Here is a 20,290-nt window from a genome sequence, read left to right as displayed (position 1 = left end):
TCCGGCGAGTCAGCGACGGCGCAGCAGCACCAGCACCTCGTGGTGGTCGGTCTGCGGGAACATGTCGAGCAGGCGGGCGGAGACGGGCGCCAGCGACGGCATCGAGGCCAGATCGCCGGCCAGCGAGACGGCGTTGCAGGAGGAGTACAGCACGTAGGGCACCCCGCTGGCCTCCACCCATCCGGCGAGCTGCGGGCCGATGCCGCGGCGGGGAGGGTTGAGGACCACGACGTCCGGCGCCGCCCGCGCCTCCGGGCGGTCTGGGGAGGTCGCGAAGGCGGTGGCGTCACCGGCGAGCCAGGTGGTGCCCCGCAGACCGTGCGCCGTCGCGGTGGCGGTGGCCGACCCGATCGCGGCCGCACTGGACTCGACGCCGATCACCCGGCGCCCCGCCCGGGCCAGGTGCAGGCCGAATCCGCCGACACCGCAGTAGAGGTCCCAGATGGTCGCGGTGCCGTCCGGATCGATGCCGTCGACCAGGTCGCGGGCGTGGCGGTAGAGGGCCGCCGCGACGCCGGTGTTGGTCTGGAAGAAGCTCTGCGGCGACAGTCGCAGGCCGAGGCCGTTGATCCGCATCACCAGCGTGTCGGTCTCGGTCAGGACCCGCTCCTCGGTCCCTTCGAGCACCGCGGCGTGCGCCGGTTGCAGGTTGACCGTCGCGACGGCGATCGGCAGTGCGGCCCGCAGCGCCGGCAGCCGCTTGCGGATCCGCGCGATCGCCTCGGTGGAGCGCAGCACCCAGCGCACCATCAGCTCGCCGTCCGGCGACTCGGTGACCAGCACGTGCTTCAGCTCGCCGCGCCGCTGCGGCACCGAGTACGGGGTCAGGCCGGCGTCGGTCACGAGGTCCCGCAGGGTCGGCAGGGCGCTGCGGATCCCGCGGGAATGCAGTCCGCAGGCGATCAGGTCGACGCCGTGACGGTGCGGGTCCAGGATCCCGAGCGTGGGGGCAGCGAGCGTCCCGCCGGCCACCATCTTGGCCTTGTTCCGGAATCCGCTCTCCGCGCTGGCCACCGCAGGCTCCCAGACGCCGTCGGGCAGCCCCAGCACGCCCGCCACCCGGGTCTGCTTGGCCGCCAGCTGGGCGTCGTACGGCGTGCCGAGGTGGGTGCACGAGCGACACAGGTCGGCGGCGAAGTAGTGGCAGTCCATTGGTCTGGGCGGTCTGGGCGGGGCGCGGTCAGGAGTAGTTGATGACCGCCGCCACGATCACCGCGATGCCCAGGATCGCGAGGATCAGCAGCACGGTGCCGATGATGCCCATGATCATCCCGGCCTGCGCCTTGTCGCGGCCCAGCAGCATGCCGCCGGAGGCGTCGATCCGGCGCAGCGCGCGTTGCCCGACGATCCAGGCGGCCGGCGCGACGACCAGTCCGATGCCGGCGGCGACCAGGATGCTGCCGAGTGCCACCAGGCCCAGCACCAGCGCGGCGATGGCACCGGAGTCCTCGACCAGGGGAGCGTTGAAGCCGGCCGGCGGTGGCGGGGCGCCGTACGGACGAGCGGGCGCCCCGTAGGCCGGGTAGCCATAGTCGGGGTATGGGGCGGTCGGGTACGGCGCCTGGTTGCCGGGGTAGGCGGCATGGCCCGGTTGGCCCGGATAGCCCGGTGGGCCCGGATAACCGGGGTGATCGGGCCGACTCGGTGCGCCAGCGTCCGGCGTGGCGGGCGGGTCTGCCGGCGCCGGCGCGAGCGGCTGGGTGGCGCCGGCCGCACCGTCCTTGCTCAGCTCCACGCCCGGCCGGCCCTCCGCCCTGGCCCACAGCTCGTCGTCCTGGTTGCCGCTGGTCATGGCCTCATTGTCCCCGATCGACGACGGCCGACACCTCGGCAGCCGGATCCGCGGCGAGCCAGGCGTCGATCTCGCCGAGGATCTCCTGCTTCGTGGCCTCGGGCGCGGCCGAGGCCCGCACCGAGCTACCGGCCAGGTGCGCGAGGGTGGCGTCGTCCAGGCCGTGCGCGGCCCGCATGGTGGCGTACTGACTCGCCAGCCGCGACCCGAACAGCAACGGGTCGTCGGCGCCGAGGGCCACCGTCGCACCGGCCTCCAGCAGGGTCGGCAGCGGCACCGAGGAGAGGTCCGAGTAGACGCCGAGCGACACGTTCGAGGTCGGGCAGACCTCCAGCGCGATGCCGGCGTCGACGAGGATGTCGAGCAGCTCGGGATCCTCGGCGACGCGTACGCCGTGGCCGAGCCGGTCCGCGTGCAGGAACTCCACCACGGTGCGGATGTGCTCCGGTCCGCGCAGCTCGCCGCCGTGGGGCACCAGTCGCAGGCCGGCGCGCTCGGCGATGGCGAAGGCGTGGTCGAACTCCGGGGTCACGCCGCGCCGCTCGTCGTTGGACAGGCCGAACCCGACCACCCCGCGGTCGACGTACTGAGCCGCGAGCCGGGCGAGGATCCGGGCGTCCATCGGATGCCGGGTGCGGTTGGCGGCGATCACCACCGCCATCCCCAGTCCGGTCGAGCGGGAGGCGTCCGCGACCGCGTCGAGCACCAGATCGGTGAAGGCGCTGATCCCACCGAACCTCGAGGCGTAGCCGGACGGATCCACCTGGATCTCCAGCCAGCGGCCGCCGTCGCGGACGTCGTCCTCGGCCGCCTCCCGCACCAGGCGGCGTACGTCGTCCGGGGTGCGCAGCACCGAGCGGGCCACGTCGTAGAGCCGCTGGAAGCGGAACCAGCCCTTCTCATCGGCGGCGCTGAGCTGGGGCGGCCACTCGGCGACCAGCTGGTCCGGCAGCCGGATCCCGTCCCGGGCGGCGAGCTCGAGCAGCGTCGCGTGCCGCATCGACCCGGTGAAGTGCAGGTGGAGATGGGCCTTCGGGAGCCGGCGCAGGTCCCGAGGCGCGAGGGTGGCGGCGGGTCGACTCACTCCCGGGTGCGCAGCTTCTCCGCCGCGGCGAGCAGCACGCAGGTCGCCACCGCCTCCATCGCGGCGGTGACGTCCTCGATCGGCGGGAACGTCGGCGCCAGCCGGATGTTGCGGTCGTCCGGGTCGGTGGCATACGGGAACGCCGAGCCCGCCGGGGTCAGCGCCACCCCGGCCGCCTTGGCCAGCTCGATCACCCGCGACGCCGTGCCGTCGAGCACGTCCAGGCTGACGAAGTAGCCGCCCTCGGGGTTGGTCCAGGTGGCGATGCCCAGCCCGCCCAACCGTTCGGTGAGGATCCGCTCGACCTCGGCGAACTTCGGTGCGATCAGCGCCCGGTGCCTGGCCATGTGGTCGCGCACGCCCTGGGCGGAGCCGAAGAACTCCACGTGCCGCAGCTGGTTGACCTTGTCCGGTCCGATCGAGCCCTGGCCGAGGTTGTCCAGATGCCAGGCGATGGTCTCCCTCGAGCCACCGAGGAAGCCGACACCGGCGCCGGCGTAGGTGATCTTCGAGGTGGAGGCGAACAGGATCGGGCGGTGTGGGTTGCCGGCCGCCGAGGCGAGTGAGAGCACGTCCGCGGACTTGTTCTCGTGCGCGGTGAGGTGGTGCAGCGCATAGGCGTTGTCCCAGAAGATCTTGAAGTCGGGCGCCGCGGTCGGCATCGAGACCAGTCGGTCGGCGACCTCCTGGGTGGTCACCGAGCCGGTCGGGTTGGCGTACGTCGGGACCAGCCACATCCCCTTGATGCTCGGGTCGTCGGCGACCAGCCGGGCGATCTGCTCGACGTCGGGGCCGTCGGCGTGCATCGGGACGGGGATCATCTCGATGCCGAACCATCCGGTGAGCACGAAGTGCCGGTCGTAGCCGGGGACCGGGCAGAGGAACCGCACCGTCTCCTCCCGGCCCCACGGCCGCTCGCTGTCCACCCCGCCGCGCAGCCACAGGGTGGCGAGCACGTCGCGCATCATGGTCAGGCTGGAGCTGCCGCCGGCGACCAGCTGCTCGGGCTCGACCCGGAGCAGCTCGGCGAACATCTCCCGGATCTGGCGGATCCCGGCGAGCCCGGCGTAGTTGCGGGTGTCGACGCCGTCCGCGTCGATCGGTGAGGTCGGCAGCCGCAGCATCGCGTCGGAGAGGTCGAGCTGGGCCGCCGACGGCTTGCCCCGGGTCAGGTCCAGCCTCAACCCGCGGGTCAGCAGGTCGTCGTACGCCGTGCGCTGGGCCTCGGCGAAACCGGCGAGCTCGGCGGGGGAGAGGTCGGCGAGGGCTCGGGGCTGCACTGTCACCCTCCCATCGTGGCAGAGACCCCGGCCGGGTCGGCAATCGCGTATTCGCGCGCGTCGCACGTGGGCGTGCGGCGCGCTTGGGCCGACGGGGTTGAGGTAGGCGTAGAGGTGCGGGACCCGCACCGGGCTGCTGGGATCACTCGTAGCGTCGCAGCTGGCTCCCTCGGTCGGCGCGCTGTGGTTGGTGTGGTGGCGGGCGAGGATGCCGGCGGCTTTGTCGCGGCGCTCGTCCGGGCCCGAGCCGCAGGTGTCGGGGTGGGCGTCGGCGTCGAGCAGGTCGCCGGCGATGGCGCCGATCGCGTGGTCGACGCCGGTGGCGTCGGCCAGGTCGAGGGTGGCCCCGGTCCGGGCGAACCCGGCGGCAGGGCCGGTGACCCCGAGTCGCACCAACGCAGCGTCGATCTCGCCCAACTGCCGCTGGGACTGCCGCACCAGACTGGCCACCTGCTCGCGCTCGAAGGCGATCGTCGTCCCCTCCGGATCGTGCTCGTCGTCGGCGTTCGTGCCCGGCGAGGCCTCCACGTCACCGCGGTGATCGCCGGGCAGGTCAAGCGGGCGGCGCTCGCCTGCTCCCTTCGAGCAGGCGGCGACGGGCAGGTTCCACTCGGCCAGTCTGCCGCGACTCACGGGCCGCTCGGTCCGCACGAGGGGTCCGGAGGCTCGGTGAACCCGGCGTGACGGCGGGGTTTCCACCGTTACGACTGGGCCCATGAAGCCGGCCGATGCTGGCCCTGTGCCCGTCACGACGCCTGCGAGACGCTCTAGAGCACCCGCAAAACCACCAGAGGAGGACCATGGCGTCGTACCTGTCGCGGCGACTCGCCGTCGCCGTTCTCGTGCTCTTTCTGCTCTCGTTTCTCGTTTTCGCGATGGTGCGTCTGATGCCCGGCGACCCTGCCGCCCAGTACCTGAACTCCTCGAACCCCGACCCCACTCAGCTCGCCCAGATCCGCCACCAACTCGGTCTCGACCGAGGGTGGATCCAGCAGTACTTCTCTTGGATCGGTGGCGTCCTCACCGGCGACTTCGGCACCTCCCTGACGCGCCCGTTCGCGATCGGGGGCCAGATCGGCTCACGCCTACCGGCCAGCCTGGAGCTCGCCGTCGTGGCCTCGATCCTCGCCATCGTCATGGGCGTGCCGGCGGGCGTCTGGGCAGCCGCGCGGACCGGGAAGGCCGCCGATGTCTCCCTTCGCGGGCTGTCGTTCCTGGCGCTCTCGGTTCCGGGATTCGTCATCGGCACGGTGGTGGTCCTGGTCAACTCCCACACTCTGCGACTCAACCTGATCGGCTACACCCCGTTCCTCAGCGATCCATTGCAGTCACTCGGGCAGATCTTCGTGCCCTCGCTGGTCCTCTCGCTGTCCATGGCGGGGATCCTGTGCCGGTACACCCGCAACATGGTGATCGACGTACTCTCCCAAGACTTCGTCAGGACCGCACGCGCCAAGGGCGCCTCGACGTGGCAGCTCATCCGCAAGCACGCCGTACGGTCCTCGATGGTCCCGGTCACCACCGTGATCGGTCTTCAGTTGGGAGCCCTGGTCGGCGGCACGATCATCGTCGAGAACATCTTCGCGATCCCCGGGATGGGCAGCATGCTCATCGAAGCGCTGAACTCCTCCGACTACCCGACGATCCAGGCGTGCGTACTCATGCTCGGCGTGGTCTACATCGTGATCAACCTGGTCGTCGACCTGCTCTACCCGCTCATCGACCCCCGGATCAGGACGGTGCGTTGACATGACCGCCATCTCCGAGTCACTCGTGAATATCCGCCGACGGCGGGTCCCGCTCCGGATCCCCGGCCTCGGCGGAAGCGCCGCCCTCACCGCAGGACTCTTCATCCTCGGCGCCCTGCTGGCGATCTCGCTGCTGACCCCGCTCTTCACGCCCTACACGATCACCAAGATCGGCGACGACCCGTTCGCCGGCCCGTCGTGGGCCCACTGGCTGGGGACCGACAACCTGGCCCGAGACAACCTGACCCGCCTCGCGGCGGCGACGCGGACGGGACTGCTCATCTCGTTCTGCGCCTCGGTGCTCGCCGCGCTCGTGGGCTCGGTCGCCGGGATTCTGGCCGGCTATCTCGGTGGCGTTGTGGACGCCGTGGTGATGCGAATCGTCGACGTGATGCTCGCCGTGCCGGCAATGCTGTTGGCGCTGGTCATCGGGATGATGACCGGCAACGGCGCGCTTCCGCTCATCGGGACCCTGGCAATCATCACCGCACCCGGGTTCGCCCGGGTGATGCGCGCCCCCGTGATCGGCCTGCGCGAGAGCGACTTCGTGGTCGCGGCCGAGATCTCCGGCGTACGACGACCACTGATCGCGGCGCGACACCTGACGCCCAACGTGCTGACCCCCCTCTTCGTCCAGTTCGCCGCCACGGCGTCGATGGTCGTCCTGCTCGAGTCCGTGTTGTCGTTCCTCGGTCAGGGCGTCGTACCGCCGGACCCCTCGGCCGGGCGGATGATCTCGGATGCCACCCGGTTCATGCAGCGCGACGCGATGCTCGTCCTGCTGCCGTCGCTGGTGATCGTGATGCTGACCGTCGGCTGGAATCTCGTTGCGGACGGTCTGCAACAGGTGCTCTCCCCGCGCCGCGGGGACACCCACGTCGCAGCCGACCCCCGCAAGCCGTTGGTCACCCGGGCCAGCGCGGACCAGACCGAGGAGGCGGCCCGGTGAAGGTGCTGCGAACGCTCATCGTCGTCCTTGCCGCGGCGCTGGCGCTGGTGCTCACCGCCTGCGGGGGCGTCAACGACGTCGGCACCATTCCCGACCAGCCCGTGCGCGGCGGTGTACTGGAGTACGGCACTGACGTGCAACCGGTCTCCGGTGGCCTTGACCCCTACGTGACCACGGCCTTCGCCTCCCAGAACATCCTCGTGCAGATCTATGAGTCACTTCTGACCAAGGACGACAAGGGCCGGCTCAAGCCGGGGCTGGCCACCCGCTGGAAGAAGACCGGGCCGCTGTCGTACCGCTTCTACCTCCGCCACGCCGAGTTCAGCAACGGCACCGCGCTGACCGCGACCGACGTCGTCTTCTCGTTCGACACCATGAAGAAGGCCGGGGCGAGCCAGGCGGCGATGCTGACGGCGCTGAAGTCGGTGCGTGCTGTCAACGACCACACCGTCGACTTCCAGCTCTCCGCCCCGAGCACCTCCTTCCTCAACCTGGTCGCGGGCGAGGCCAACGGGCTGATCGTCAGCAAGGCGTGGTACACCTCGACGCCGGCGGCGCAGCGTCAACGGCAAGCGCTCGGCACCGGTCCGTTCATGCTGACCCAGTGGCAGGACAACGTCGTCATCAAGCTGCGCCGCAACCCGCACTACTGGCACAGTCCGCTGCCCTACCTCGACGGCATCGACTTCAAGATCATCCCCGACGACCAAGCGCGACTGGCGGCGCTGCGACAGGGATCGGTCGATGCGATCTGGCTCGGCGACCAGCAGCTCGCGGAACAGGTCAGCAGCGAGGGTTTCGTCACCGGGAAGAACGCGGAGACGCGCAATCTCAGCCTCTACGTCAACGCCACCACCGGCGCGATGGCGAATCTCGACTTCCGGCGGGCACTGTCCGAGGGCCTCAACCGCCCGCAGATCGCCAAGCTCGCCAGTTACGGCTACGGGACCACCTCGCTGGTCGTGCCCCGGGGCGATCCGGCTGGGCTGGCGCCGACCAAGAACACCCCGTACTACACCTACGACCCGAGCGACGCTCGCAGGCTTCTGGCCCGAAGCGGGGTCACGGACCCGACCGTGACGATCCATTACCCCAGCGATGCCTCGTTCGCCCGCGACGTCGCCCTCTATGAGGTCATGCAGGAGCAGCTCAAGGCCGTGGGGATCAAGGTGGTCCTCGACCCGACCCCGTGGGCCGAGATCCTGGCCGACTACATCAAGGGAAGCTGGGACGGACTCATCGCCGTCCCCGGGACCGCGCAGCCAGACCCTACGGCGTACTTCAACGCGTTCCTCGTCCCTGGTCAGCCCACCAACAAGAGCGGCAAGGCCGGCACTCGTGCCGCGGCCCTGCTCCAACAGCTGCGCCAGACCACCTCGGCGAAACGGCAGCCGGTGGTCCTCCGCAGGCTCGAGAACGAGGTGGCCGACAAGGTCCTCGTCATCGTCCCCTACGTCGTCGCACAGCGCCAGGAGATCTGGTCCCGCCGGCTGCAGGGCTACCAGGTCGACCCCTATTCCTTCCGCCGCAACCTGAAGAAAGCGTGGTTGGTGCCATGACCGACACCGTCGACCAGGCCCTCGTCATCGACGGCCTGACCATCAGCTACCCCGGCTCCCCGGCGGCCGTCTCGGGGCTCGACCTGCGGCTCGAGCCGGGTGAGATCATCGGCGTCATCGGCGAGTCGGGCTGCGGGAAGTCGAGCCTCGGACTCGCGCTGCTCGGCCTTCTCCCGGCCTCCACCCAGGTGAGCGCGCGGCGCATGGAGGTCGCGGGCCACGACTACATCGGACTCGGTGACGCCGCCCTGCAAGAGATCCGCGGCGAAGACGTTTCGATGGTCTTCCAGGAACCGATGAACGCGCTCAACCCGGTGATGCGCATCGGTGATCAGATCGCCGAGGTCCTTCGGCTGCACGGGCAGAGCGACCGGAAGCGGATCGATGCCCGCGTCCTCGAGCTTCTCCGGCTGGTCCAGGTGCCCGAGCCACAGCTGCGAGTCCGACAGTTCCCCCACCAGATCTCCGGCGGCATGCGGCAGCGGGTGGTGATCGCGATCGCCATGGCGGCCGAGCCTCGGGTGCTGGTCGCCGACGAACCCACGACTGCCCTCGACGTCACCGTCCAGGCCCAGATCCTGGCGCTGCTGGCTGACCTTCGCGACCGCACCGGTACGGCGATCGTGCTCATCTCCCACGACCTCGGTGTGATCGCCCGGGTCTGCGACCGGGTGGTCGTGATGTACGCCGGGGAGATCATCGAGGCGGGGCATCCGCGCGACGTACTCCGGTCCCCCGGGCATCCGTACACGCAGGGGCTGCTCGCCAGCATCCCGTCGGTGAGCCGCGAACCGCGCGCGGCGCTGCCGGCGATCCCGGGAGGCGTCACCACCGCGGACCGGTCTCGGACCGGCTGCCGGTTCGCTGGACGTTGCTCCTACGTCGAGCCGGAGTGCCACGAACCGCAGCCACTGTTCGAGGTGACCGGGAGATCGTCGCAGCAGGTGCGTTGCCTGCTCACCCCACGCCGTGAGACGAGCAGCGTCGAGGGGGTGGCGTGATGTCGGGCGCCACCACGGTCCGTGAGCCGAAGCAGAGCGACCACCTCGTGCGATTCGAAGACGTCCAGCAGCACTTCGCTGCCCGGGGTGGCGCCGTGCGAGCGCTGGACGGGGTCACGTTCTCGGTCCACCGCGGCGAGGCCATCGGACTGGTGGGTGAATCGGGCTGCGGGAAGTCGACGCTGGCACGGGCTGCGCTGATGATGGAGCGACCCACCGGAGGACACGTCTTGGTCAGTGGCCGGGACGCCGCGGGCCTGACACCACGGGCGCGGCGTGCCGCACGGCAACGCATGCAGATGGTCTTCCAGGATCCCAACGGCTCCCTCGACCCCCGTTATTCGGTCATCCGGTCGGTGATGGAGCCCTTGGTCGCGGCTGGGGTCGGTCGGCGAGAGGCGCGAGAGCGGGCGCAGGACATCCTCGAGCGGGTAGGCGTCGACGCCACCGCGGTGAACCGCCGCCCCCACGAGTTCTCGGGCGGGCAGCGGCAGCGCATCGCGATCGCACGCGCACTCGCCGCCGACCCCGAGTTCGTCGTCCTCGATGAGCCGACCTCGGCACTCGACGTGTCGATCCAGGCGCAGATCCTCAACCTGCTGCTCGACCTCCAACGGGAGCGAGATCTGACTTATCTGTTCATCTCGCACAATCTCGCCGTCATCCGACATCTCGCGACCCGAGTCGCGGTCATGTACCTGGGCCGGATCGTCGAGATCGGACCGACCGAGGACGTCTTCGGCAACCCACTGCACCCCTACACCAGGGCACTCCTCTCAGCAGTTCCGGACCCGACCAGCGATCCCGGGGAGCAGATCGTGCTCAAAGGCGACCTGCCCAGTCCGCGCCAACGCCATCGAGGCTGCGCCTTCGCTTCGCGTTGCTGGCTCGCCACCGACGAATGCCGTCAGGACCGCCCGGCGCTCCAGATCCACTACGACCATCGGCCCGACCATGAGGCCGCCTGCCACCGCGCGGGCATCGGCTGACCGGCCTGCCACCCCTCACGACTCACCTGAGAAGGAGCGATCGATGACCGAGACCGTCCTCTACCCCGCCCGCGTGATCCGCACGATGGAGCCCGCCCGACCGACCGCCGAGGCGGTCCTGGTCCGCGGCGACCGAGTGGTGGCGGCCGGCTCGCGCAGCGAGCTCGACGCATACGGGCCGGCGCGTGTCGATGAGCGGTACGCCGAGAAGGTGCTGGTCCCCGGGTTCGTCGAGGCGCACAGCCATGTCAGTGGCGGTGACGCCTGGGCTAACGTATACGCCGGACGGCTCGAGCGCACCTCGCCCGACGGCCGCCTCTGGCCGGGATGTGGCTCGATCGGGGAGGTTCTCGACCGACTCCGCGACGCCGAGGCGCTCCTCGAGGATCCGGACCAGCCGCTCAAGGTGTGGGGCTTCGACCCGATCTACTACCCAGGGGAACGGCTCGAAGCCGCGGAACTCGACAGCGTCTCCTCGTCCCGCCCGATCCACGTCCTTCACGCGAACGCTCACCTGTGCTCGGTCAACTCGCGGTTGATGCACCTGGCCGGGATCGACGCCGACACCGAGGTCGTAGGGGTCGTCAAGGACGGCGGTGGCCGCCCTACCGGCACGCTTCAGGAGCTCGCCGCCATGGGACTGGTCCAGCCGTTCATCGGCTCCGCCTCCGGGCAGGTGAGCGCCGAGGGCCTCGTCGCCTTCGCACACGACGCGGTCAACAACGGCGTCACCACCGCGACGGACCTCGCCTCGGTCAGCGTGTGCCAGGAGGGCGGCGACAAGCCCTACCGGGACACCATCACCGGGGACTTCCCGGCCCGAATCAGCGTCTTCCACTTCGGCTCCGCCGGCACGTGGACGCTGCCGCCGACGCGTGCCGTCGAGCGACTCCTGGAACTGCGGGAGGAGAGCACCGATCTGCTCCGGATGGGGCATGTCAAGCTCATGCTCGACGGCTCGATCCAGAGCTTCACTGCGAGGGTGCTCGCGCCGGGCTACCTCGGCGGTCAGCCCAACGGCATCTGGGCGATGGCTCCGGAAGAGTTCGAGGAGGCTCTGACGGCCTTCCACGCCGCCGGGCTCCTCGTCCACGTCCACTGCAACGGCGACCAGGCCACCCAGCTCTTCGTCGAGACCATGGAACGAGTCCTGGCCGTGCACCCGCGCCTCGACCACCGGCACACGGTCACGCACTCGCAGATGACGTCACCGGCGCAGTATCGCCGGATGGCGGCACTGGGGATGGGGGCCAATGTCTTCGCCAACCACATCTGGGCATGGGGTGACCAGCACATGGACATCACCCTGGGCCCGGACCGAGCGGCCCGCATGAACGCGGCCCGCACGGCTCTCGACTCCGGGGTCCCGATCGCGTTGCACTCAGACACGCCGGTCACTCCGCTCGGTCCGCTCAAGACGATGCAGCACGCCGTGACCCGGCGTACGCCGTCGGACCGAGTGATGGGTGAAGAGGAGCGGATCACCGCCGGGGAAGCCCTGCACGCCGTCACCCTCGGGCCCGCCTACCTGCTCAAGATGGATCACGAGGTCGGCAGCATCGCTCCCGGCAAGTACGCCGACTTCGCTGTCCTCGACGAGGATCCCCTGGCAGTCCCGGTCGATCGGATCGGAGCGATTCGCGTCTTCGGAACGGTGGTGGGCGGTGTCCATCACGCCGCGGCGACCGCTCCGACCACCGTGTGAGGGAGTGACGTGAGCCTCGACGCCAGGGCGCCCACTGCTCGTCAAGGCGCCCGACTCACGATCGTGAGCGGCTACCTCGGCTCGGGAAAGACCACGCTGCTCAACCGGCTGCTCAGTTCCTCCGGCTTGGGTCGCTTCGTCGTCGTCGTCAACGACTTCGGGTCGGTCAATGTCGATGCGGCCCTGGTCCGTCGACGTACCGACGAGGTCATCGAGTTGACCGACGGTTGCGTGTGTTGCACGGCGCAGGGCGCCGCCGGGACGGTGATGACGACGGTGGCCGCCCGTGGCGGCCTCGATCGCGTCATCGTCGAGGCGAGCGGTGTCGCCGACCCTCGTGTACTCGAGAGCTGGCGGAGCTTTCCGGGGCTGGCCGACGGCCCGACCGTGGTCTGCGTCGACGTACGACGAATCGAGCGACTAATCGCCGATCCCTACGTCGGGGACGTCGTGGATCGGCAGGTCACGGCGGCGAGCATCATCGCGCTCACGCACGCGGACGTCGCCACCGAGGCTGTGACGGCGAGCGCTTCGCGCCGCTGCTCGTCCCTCGCGCCGCGGGCACGCATCCTGCGGGCCGACCTCGACGACCTCGCAACGCTGCTCGAGGCCAGCTCACCGACGCTCTCGTCGGGGGGTCGCGGAGCGGTCGACGTCGATCCCCACCTCACTCGGACCGTCGACCTCGCTGGGACGGGAACCCTCGGCACCGTCGACCTGGTCGAGCTTCGCCGCGCCCTGGCCGAGCTTCCCGCCGTCGTACGACGGGCGAAGGGTGTCGTCCGCGATGCGGCCGCCCCCGATCGGCGGCTCATCGTGAACGCCGACGGCACCGAACTGCAGCTGACCGCCGAAGGACCGTGGGGCGTTGAGGACCGGCCTCAGATCGTGCTCATCGCCGCCGGACCGGACGCCGAGGCGGCGCTCGAGACTGCCGCCCGACGGATCCGGCGAGCAGCGGTGGCCGTCCCCACCGACTGAAACCAACCACACTCAACGAGGAGCTACCGTGCCTGCACCCCACGACGCCGTCGGACGGCGTACCTACGAACTCGACCGCGCCCACGTCTTCCACTCCTGGTCCGCCCAGAAGCGGCTCGACCCGATGGTGGTGACCCGCGCCGCCGGGTCCTACCTGTGGGACGCCGACGAGAACCGCTACCTCGACTTCTCCGGCCAACTCATCTTCACCAACGTCGGTCACCAGCATCCGAAGGTCGTCTCGGCGATCCAGGAGCAGGCGGCGACCTTGTGCACGATCGCTCCGGCCCACGCCAACGACAAGAGGGCGCTGGCAGCCAAACTGATCACCGACCGCACACCCGTCGGGCTCGACATGGTCTTCTTCACCAACGGCGGTGCCGACGCCGTGGAGCATGCGGTCCGGATGGCACGTCTGCACACCGGGCGACGCAAGATCCTGACCCAGTTCCGCGGCTACCACGGCGGCACCCACCTGACGGTCAACATGTCCGGCGATCACCGCCGCTGGCCGAACGACGACGGGGTCGCTGGCGTCGTCCGCTTCTGGGGACCTTTCCTCTACCGCTCGGTCTTCCACGCCACTTCGGAGGAGGAGGAGTGTGCGCGCGCCCTGGAGCACCTCGAAGACCTGATCCGTTTCGAAGGACCGGACGCCTTCGCAGCGCTGGTCCTGGAGTCGGTGGCCGGCACGGCCGGTGTCATGCCCCCGCCGCCGGGCTACCTGCGCGGTGTGCGGGAGATCTGTGACCGCTACGGCATCGTCTACATCGCCGACGAGGTCATGGTGGGCTTCGGCCGCACCGGCAGTTGGTTCGGCTTCGATCAGCACGACGTCGTGCCCGACCTGATCACGTTCGCGAAGGGGGTGAACTCCGGGTACGTACCGCTCGGCGGCGTCGTGGTGAGCAAGGAGATCGCCACGACGTTCGCCGACCGACCCTACCCCGGCGGGCTGACCTACTCGGGTCATCCACTGGCGTGTGCCGCGGCGGTCGCGACGATCGAGGCGATGACCGCCGAGCGGATGGTGGAGAACGCCGCGAGGGTGGGGGCAGAACTCCTCGGACCCGGGCTCGTTCGATTGGCCGAAGCGCACCCGAGCATCGGCGACATTCGCGGACTCGGAGCGTTCTGGGCACTCGACCTGGTCACCGATCGAGAGACCAAGGAGCCGCTCGCTCCCTACGGAGGAACCAGTGCGCCGATCGCGGACACGCTCGCCGCAGCAAAGGCGCATGGGCTGCTGGTCTTCAACAACTATCACCGCATCCACCTTGCGCCGCCGCTGAACGTCAGTGACGCCGAGATCGAGGAGGCGTTGGCCGCCCTCGACAAGGCCCTGCTCGGAGCCGACAGCGCCTACACCGGGGCGGTCAGCTGAAATGGACCTGCTGGTGAAGGAGACGGACATGACCGTCAACCCGCCTGTCGCAGTCATCAGCGGAGCGAGCAGCGGGATCGGTGCCGCCACGGCCCGCGCCCTCGCGGCCGGCGGCTACGAGGTGGTGCTCGGCGCGCGACGTATCGAGCTGATCGAGAAGGTCGCCTCGGACTGCGGCGGGCGCGCGTACCGACTCGACGTGACCGACGACGACTCGGTGGCGGCCTTCGCCGCCCAGGTCGATCGCTGCGACGTCCTGGTGAACAACGCCGGAGGTGCTCTCGGAACGGACTCGGTGGCTGAGGCGAACCTCGCAGACTGGCAGTGGATGTACGACGTGAACGTCTTGGGCACGCTGCGGCTGACCAAGACACTGCTGCCCCTGCTCGAGGCCTCTGGAGACGGTCAGGTCGTCACCATCGGTTCGATCGCCGCCCGCGAGGCCTACGCCGGGGGTGCCGGCTACAACGCGGCCAAACATGCTGTCGCAGCCTTGACGCGTGTCCTGCGCATCGAGCTGCTGGGCAAGCCGATCCGCGTCAGCGAGATCGATCCGGGGATGGTCCAGACCGACTTCAGCTTCGTCCGCTTCAAGGGAGACCAAGAGCGTGCCGACGCCGTCTACGCCGGAATGACACCGCTGAAGGCAGAGGACGTCGCCGACACGGTGAGGTGGATCGTGACCCGGCCGCCCCACGTCAACATCGACCAGGTGTTGATGCTGGCGCGCGACCAGACCTCGGCTCAAGTCGTCCACCGCCGGAACGGCTGAAGGTGCCGCTCGTCGCCGGCCTGGTCATCGCCGCAGCGGTCGTGACCCAGGCGGCGACCGGATCCGGATTCGGCGTCGTCGCGAGCCCGCTGCTCGTCCTCCTCGACCACCACTTCGTGCCCGGTCCACTGTTGTGCGTGACCATGATCGTCATGCTCGGCATCGTCCGGCGAGAACGCCGCGCACTGGCGCTGACGCGACTGTCGTGGGCTCTCGTCGCGGCTGTGCCGGCGGCGGTCGGGGGCCTCCTGCTGGTGCCGAAGCTGACCGGGAGGGCGACATCGTTCCTGATCGGGCTCTTCGTGGTCGTGAGCGTGGCCGCATCGATGCTCGGTTGGCAGGTCCGCGCGGGCCGCGCGCAGCTGGCCGTCGCCGGTGGGATGGCGGGGTTCCTGGGCAGCGTGGCCGCCGTACCGGGGCCTCCGCTCGTGGTCGCCTACGCAGATGCGGACGCGCATCGGTATCGCGCGAATCTGTCGGCCTTCTTCGCCCTGACCGCCGGGATCTCGGTCCTCGGCATGGCCGCCCGGGGCGACCTCGACACAGGGGACCTGGCGTTGACCGTGGTCCTGCTGCCCGGTGTCGTGGTCGGCCTCGTGGCGGCGCACATGGCGGTGCCACGGCTGCCCGAGCGAGCGCTCCGGCCCCTCGCGCTCACGCTCAGTCTGTGTGCCGGGCTCGTCCTGCTCATCCGGACCGTGGTCGCCTGAGCGGCAGCGGCCACCGTTGTCGGTCGGAGTGACACAATGAGGAGGGTGACGTCGTCTCGCCCCCGGCCCCCGGCCGAGGGCGAGGTCCGTGCCTGGATCGACCGAAGGTCCGACGTACCGCTGTATCAGCAGGTGCGCCATTTCGTTGAGCAGGGTCTGCGCAACGGCCACTTCCCGTTGCACCGCCCCCTTCCATCGTCGCGTTACCTGGCGCAGGAGTTGGGCGTCTCACGCAACACGATCAACGCCGCCTATCTGGAGCTCGTCGGGGTGGGGGCCCTCTTCGCTCGTCCGCGCAGCGGTCTCTACCCCGTGCCCGGCGCACTCGCCGCTCGATCACCGGACCGGGGCGCCGCCGGAACTGACCGCGAGTCGGTCGCTGCCGCGTCCATCGCCACGGGGCGCGGCCGGCCCGACTGGTCCGACCACCTGCTCGCGATTGAGGACCCGTGGCCCGAACATGCCGTGATCGAGCCCGACTACGAGTCGTTCCCGTACCCGTTCCTCCCCGGGCAGATCGAGATCCGACGCTTTCCGACGCGAGCGTGGATTCGGGCGACGACGGCCGCGCTTGACGGCCCCAACGCCACCTTCAGCCTGCGAGACAGCGTCGACCGCGACGATCCCCTGCTCGTCGAGTCGATCCGCACCTCCCTGCTACCCGCCAAGGGCATCTCCGCCGAGGCAGACGAGGTCCTGATCACCAACGGAGCCCAGCAGGCGCTGCACCTGCTCTCCGAGGCGCTCCTCGACCAGGGGCGAACGGTCGCGGTCGAGAACCCGGGCTATGTGGATGCCGCTCGGATCTTCCGCCGAAGCGGCGCCAACCTGCGCCTGTTCAGCGTCGACGGCGACGGCGTCATCCTTCCCGACGACCTTGATGTTGACCTCGTCTACGTCACGCCCAGCCACCACCACCCGACCAACGTCACCCTGGGCCCAGAACGCCGCGATCTGTTGCTCGCCCGCGCGAGCGCGAGGGACTTCCTCATCGTCGAGGACGACTTCGACTCCGAGGTGCGCTACGTCGGGTCGCCGACCCCGGCCATCAAGGCCGCCGACACCGACGGACGCGTCGTGTACCTGGGCACGTTCTCGAAGTTCTTGGCGCCCGGGTTGCGAGCCGGGTTCGTCGTCGCCGCCCCGTCCTTGATCGCGGCGATGCGGGAACGGCGGTTCCACGAGACGAAGCATCCATCGGGCCACCTCCAGCGAACGTTGGCGCTCTTCATCACCTCGGGTGACTACCACCAGCAGTTGCGCCGGCACCGACTCGAGCTGCGTCGCAAGTGGGAGACGCTCGGAGACGCGCTCGATCGCTACCTCCCCGGCATGATGTCGGGTCGCCCGACCGGCGGGCTCAGCTATTGGCTCACCGGGCCAGACGATCTCGACGGACGTCTGGTAGCCGACCTCGCCCGCGCCCGCGGGGTCCTGGTGAGTCCCGGAAGTTCCTACTACCTGTCGAAGGACGCGCCACGGAACAGTCTGCGCGTCGGCTTCAACGCCATCGCACAGGCGCGGATCCGGCCCGGTGTCGCGCGACTGGCAGACGCCGTCACTGAAGCGACCCGTTGACTGATCGGCGACCCCGCAACCCGGAAGCCACGACCCGTATCGGTCGACGTCCACACTTCCCCCGGAGCTCCAGTACATCCCGCCCTCCCGGTCGAGAGACCCGTTGTCCACCAAGGCAGCCTCGCGGTGGGCCTGGCAACCGTTGCAAGCCGCGCTCCGGGTGGCCCTGTGGCAGTGGGAGTCGCGGCCGCTCGACGTCGCCGGCACCTCGAGCGCCGGACACGCACCGCCGCCCGGGCGACCGGGCCCCGGTGCGGACACCGCCTAGGCTTGTCGCCATGCGCTTCGTCGACCTGCCCGCCGGTTTCGTCCTGGGCACCTCCACCGCCTCGTATCAGATCGAGGGAGCCGTCACCGCCGACGGCCGCGGCCGGTCGATCTGGGACACGTTCTGCGAGCGCCCCGGTGCGATCCGGGACGGCTCCTCGGGCGCGGTCGCCTGCGACCACTACCACCGGATGGCCGAGGACGTCGCGCTGATGGCCGGTCTCGGTGTCGGCGGCTACCGGTTCTCCCTCGCCTGGCCGCGCATCCAGCCGACCGGTCGCGGCGCCGCCAACGGGGTGGGGCTCGACTTCTACGACCGGCTGGTGGACGGCCTGCTGGAGGCGGGCATCGCACCGATGGCGACGCTGTACCACTGGGACCTGCCGCAGGCGCTCCAGGATGCCGGCGGCTGGGCGAGCCGCGAGACCGCCGAGCGGTTCGGCGAGTACGCCGCGCTGGTGGCGGCCCGGCTCGGCGATCGGGTCGCCTACTGGTGCCCGGTCAACGAGCCGAACGTGCACACCATGCTCGGTCACGGGCTCGGCACCCATGCGCCGGGAGTCACCGACTGGTTCGGCGCCCTGCCGGTGGCGCACCATCTGCTGCTCGGCCACGCCCGCGCGGTGGCGGCACTGCGCTCGGCCGGGGCCGCCAGCATCGGCACGGCGACCAACCACACGCCCGTCTGGCGGCTCTCGGACTCGGCGAGCGATCGAGGCGGGGCGGCCTTCTACGACGCGCTGTGGAACTGGCTCTTCGCCGATCCGGTGCTGCTCGGTCGCTATCCCGACGAGCTGGGCGACCTGCTCGGGCTCCTCCCGGTCGCCGACGGCGATCTGGCGGCGATCCACGCGCCGCTGGACTTCTACGGCGTCAACTACTACTTCCCGAGCCTGGTCGGTGCCTCGGGAGCGACCGCCCCGGCGGCGGTCGGCGGCGAGGTGGACACCGCCGGCTTCGGCGACCTGCCGTTCTCGCTGCACGAGATCACCGGCCACCCCACCACCGAGTTCGGCTGGCCGGTGGTGCCGTCCGGCCTGACCGACTTCCTGGTCCAGCTCAGGGACCGCTGTCCCGAGCTGCCGAGCGTGCACGTCACCGAGAACGGCTGCGCCTGGTCGCCTGCCGAGGACCGGTTCCGGATCGACTACCTGCACGACCACCTGGCGGCGCTGGCCGCGGCCCGCGAGGCCGGGATCGATGTGCGCGGCTACTGGACCTGGTCGCTGATGGACAACTTCGAGTGGGCCGAGGGGTTCACCAAGCGGTTCGGGCTGGTCGAGGTCGACTACGACACCCTCGAGCGGCGGCCCCGGGCGTCGTACCACTGGTATCGCGAGCAGATCGCGCACGTGCGCGGCGCTCCTGACGGCGAGCCCCAGCGGTGAGCCGGGCCGGTTCGACTCTGCTGGGGTGCAGCCCGTAGACTCCCGTGGTGGTGGTTCTGCCACATGGTGAGGCGCGCCCTTGGACCGGGGGCGCGAGGCTTTGTGGGACCGCCGGAGGGCACTAGCTCAACTGGCAGAGCATCGGTCTCCAAAACCGAAGGTTGGGGGTTCAAGTCCCTCGTGCCCTGCAAGATCGGACCGGGCGTGCCCGGTCCGCCAGAGAAGGAACGAGAAAGGTGGCGAGTGTGACGGACAGCAAGGCGGTCCCCACCCCGCGGCGGCGTGAGAAGCAGCAGCGCACCGGACTCTTCACCTTCTACCGACAGGTCGTCGCCGAGCTTCGCAAGGTCGTCTGGCCGACCCAACAGCAGCTGTCGACGTACTTCGTCGTCGTGATCGCCTTCGTGGTGGTCATGATGGCGATCGTCTCCGCCCTCGACCTGGGCTTCGGGAAGCTGATGTTCTGGGCCTTCGGCGGACGCGACTGAGCGCGCCAGCGACACCCCCAGCAGTCCCCGAGTAGCGATGGAGCGAACCCGTGTCTGAGCAGGACTACCAGGACGAGACGGAGACATCCGAGATCTCGGATGTCTCCGGGACCTCGGACGAGGTCGAGGTCTCCCTGGACACCTCTGTCGAGGACGAGTCGGTCGATCTCGACGCCGATGATGTGGCCGACGGCGAGGCCGGGGACGACCCGCTGGAGGCGTTCCGCCGGGAGCTGTGGGCCAAGCCGGGCGACTGGTTCGTGGTGCACACCTACTCCGGCATGGAGAACCGGGTGAAGTCCAACCTGGAGAACCGGATCGTCTCGCTCAACATGGAGGACTACATCCACGAGATCGTGGTCCCCACCGAAGAGGTCGCCGAGATCAAGAACGGCCAGCGCAAGATGGTCAAGCGCACCGTCCTGCCCGGCTACGTGCTGGTCCGGATGGACCTGACCGACGAGTCCTGGGCTGCGGTGCGGCACACCCCGTCGGTGACCGGCTTCGTCGGTCACAGCCACCAGCCGGTGCCGTTGTCGATGACCGAGGTGGAGAACATGCTCGCCCCGGCCGTCGTCGCGCAGGCCGAGGCGGCCGCCGCCGCGGCCGGCGAGG

18 protein-coding genes and 1 tRNA gene are annotated in these 20,290 nt (G+C 69.9%); 15 read left to right on the top strand and 4 right to left on the bottom strand.

Annotated features, from left to right (window positions below):
- Positions 1–9 precede the first annotated feature (9 nt).
- Genes QM638_RS12840 through QM638_RS12825 form a run of 4 tightly spaced genes read right to left on the bottom strand, consistent with a single transcriptional unit; the run spans position 10 to position 4,162 of the window.
- On the bottom strand, positions 10–1,152 hold the full coding sequence (locus QM638_RS12840; RefSeq protein ID WP_415142375.1) for a methyltransferase domain-containing protein: 1,143 nt from the start codon (positions 1,150–1,152) through the stop codon (positions 10–12).
- 28 nt (positions 1,153–1,180) lie between these two features.
- Complete coding sequence (locus QM638_RS12835; RefSeq protein WP_415142374.1) at positions 1,181–1,792, bottom strand: DUF4190 domain-containing protein; 612 nt, start codon at positions 1,790–1,792, stop codon at positions 1,181–1,183.
- A gap of 4 nt (positions 1,793–1,796) precedes the next feature.
- Positions 1,797–2,876, bottom strand: a complete 1,080-nt coding sequence (locus QM638_RS12830; RefSeq protein WP_415142373.1) for an adenosine deaminase — start codon at positions 2,874–2,876, stop codon at positions 1,797–1,799.
- Positions 2,873–4,162 carry an aminotransferase gene (locus tag QM638_RS12825; protein ID WP_415142390.1) on the bottom strand — a complete coding sequence of 430 codons (1,290 nt, stop codon included), beginning with the start codon at positions 4,160–4,162 and terminating at the stop codon, positions 2,873–2,875. Before QM638_RS12825 ends, QM638_RS12830 begins: the two co-directional genes overlap by 4 nt.
- 794 nt (positions 4,163–4,956) lie before the next feature.
- On the opposite strand from QM638_RS12825, the gene QM638_RS12820 reads away from it, so the two are divergent.
- The 15 genes from QM638_RS12820 to QM638_RS12750 all read left to right on the top strand — a co-directional run.
- Positions 4,957–5,904: an ABC transporter permease gene (locus tag QM638_RS12820; RefSeq protein ID WP_415142372.1), complete on the top strand. Its 948-nt coding sequence runs from the start codon at positions 4,957–4,959 to the stop codon at positions 5,902–5,904.
- A 1-nt stretch (position 5,905) separates the two neighbouring features.
- Complete coding sequence (locus QM638_RS12815; protein WP_415142371.1) at positions 5,906–6,853, top strand: ABC transporter permease; 948 nt, start codon at positions 5,906–5,908, stop codon at positions 6,851–6,853.
- Entirely contained in the window at positions 6,850–8,412 is a 1,563-nt protein-coding gene (locus QM638_RS12810) for an ABC transporter substrate-binding protein (protein WP_415142370.1), read from the top strand. Before QM638_RS12815 ends, QM638_RS12810 begins: the two co-directional genes overlap by 4 nt.
- Entirely contained in the window at positions 8,409–9,413 is a 1,005-nt protein-coding gene (locus tag QM638_RS12805; protein ID WP_415142369.1) for an ABC transporter ATP-binding protein, read from the top strand. Before QM638_RS12810 ends, QM638_RS12805 begins: the two co-directional genes overlap by 4 nt.
- A complete protein-coding gene (locus QM638_RS12800) occupies positions 9,413–10,402 on the top strand; it encodes an ABC transporter ATP-binding protein (RefSeq protein WP_415142368.1) in 990 nt (329 codons plus the stop codon). Before QM638_RS12805 ends, QM638_RS12800 begins: the two co-directional genes overlap by 1 nt.
- A 43-nt stretch (positions 10,403–10,445) precedes the next feature.
- Complete coding sequence (locus QM638_RS12795) at positions 10,446–12,107, top strand: amidohydrolase (protein ID WP_415142367.1); 1,662 nt, start codon at positions 10,446–10,448, stop codon at positions 12,105–12,107.
- A 63-nt stretch (positions 12,108–12,170) separates the two neighbouring features.
- On the top strand, positions 12,171–13,088 hold the full coding sequence (locus QM638_RS12790; RefSeq protein ID WP_415142366.1) for a CobW family GTP-binding protein: 918 nt from the start codon (positions 12,171–12,173) through the stop codon (positions 13,086–13,088).
- A gap of 28 nt (positions 13,089–13,116) precedes the next feature.
- Entirely contained in the window at positions 13,117–14,472 is a 1,356-nt protein-coding gene (locus tag QM638_RS12785; RefSeq protein WP_415142365.1) for an aspartate aminotransferase family protein, read from the top strand.
- Between the two features lie 28 nt (positions 14,473–14,500).
- Positions 14,501–15,244: an SDR family NAD(P)-dependent oxidoreductase gene (locus tag QM638_RS12780; RefSeq protein ID WP_415142364.1), complete on the top strand. Its 744-nt coding sequence runs from the start codon at positions 14,501–14,503 to the stop codon at positions 15,242–15,244.
- 2 nt (positions 15,245–15,246) lie between these two features.
- A complete protein-coding gene (locus QM638_RS12775; protein WP_415142363.1) occupies positions 15,247–15,954 on the top strand; it encodes a TSUP family transporter in 708 nt (235 codons plus the stop codon).
- A gap of 45 nt (positions 15,955–15,999) precedes the next feature.
- Positions 16,000–17,532 carry a PLP-dependent aminotransferase family protein gene (locus QM638_RS12770; RefSeq protein WP_415142362.1) on the top strand — a complete coding sequence of 511 codons (1,533 nt, stop codon included), beginning with the start codon at positions 16,000–16,002 and terminating at the stop codon, positions 17,530–17,532.
- A 278-nt stretch (positions 17,533–17,810) separates the two neighbouring features.
- Positions 17,811–19,187, top strand: coding sequence for a GH1 family beta-glucosidase (locus QM638_RS12765; RefSeq protein ID WP_415142361.1), 1,377 nt, complete (start codon positions 17,811–17,813; stop codon positions 19,185–19,187).
- Positions 19,188–19,302: 115 nt separating this feature from the next.
- Positions 19,303–19,375, top strand: a tRNA-Trp gene (locus QM638_RS12760).
- 57 nt (positions 19,376–19,432) lie between these two features.
- Positions 19,433–19,675, top strand: coding sequence for a preprotein translocase subunit SecE (secE, locus tag QM638_RS12755; RefSeq protein ID WP_415142360.1), 243 nt, complete (start codon positions 19,433–19,435; stop codon positions 19,673–19,675).
- A 50-nt stretch (positions 19,676–19,725) separates the two neighbouring features.
- Positions 19,726–20,290, top strand: a 565-nt coding sequence (locus QM638_RS12750) for a transcription termination/antitermination NusG family protein (RefSeq protein WP_415142359.1), incomplete at its 3' end; no start/stop codon positions are given.

It is taken from the genome of Nocardioides sp., assembly GCF_047606145.1.
Classification (GTDB): Bacteria; Actinomycetota; Actinomycetes; order Propionibacteriales; family Nocardioidaceae; genus Nocardioides.
Note: the sequence above shows the minus strand (reverse complement) of the source record. Positions and strands in the feature narration are given on the sequence as shown.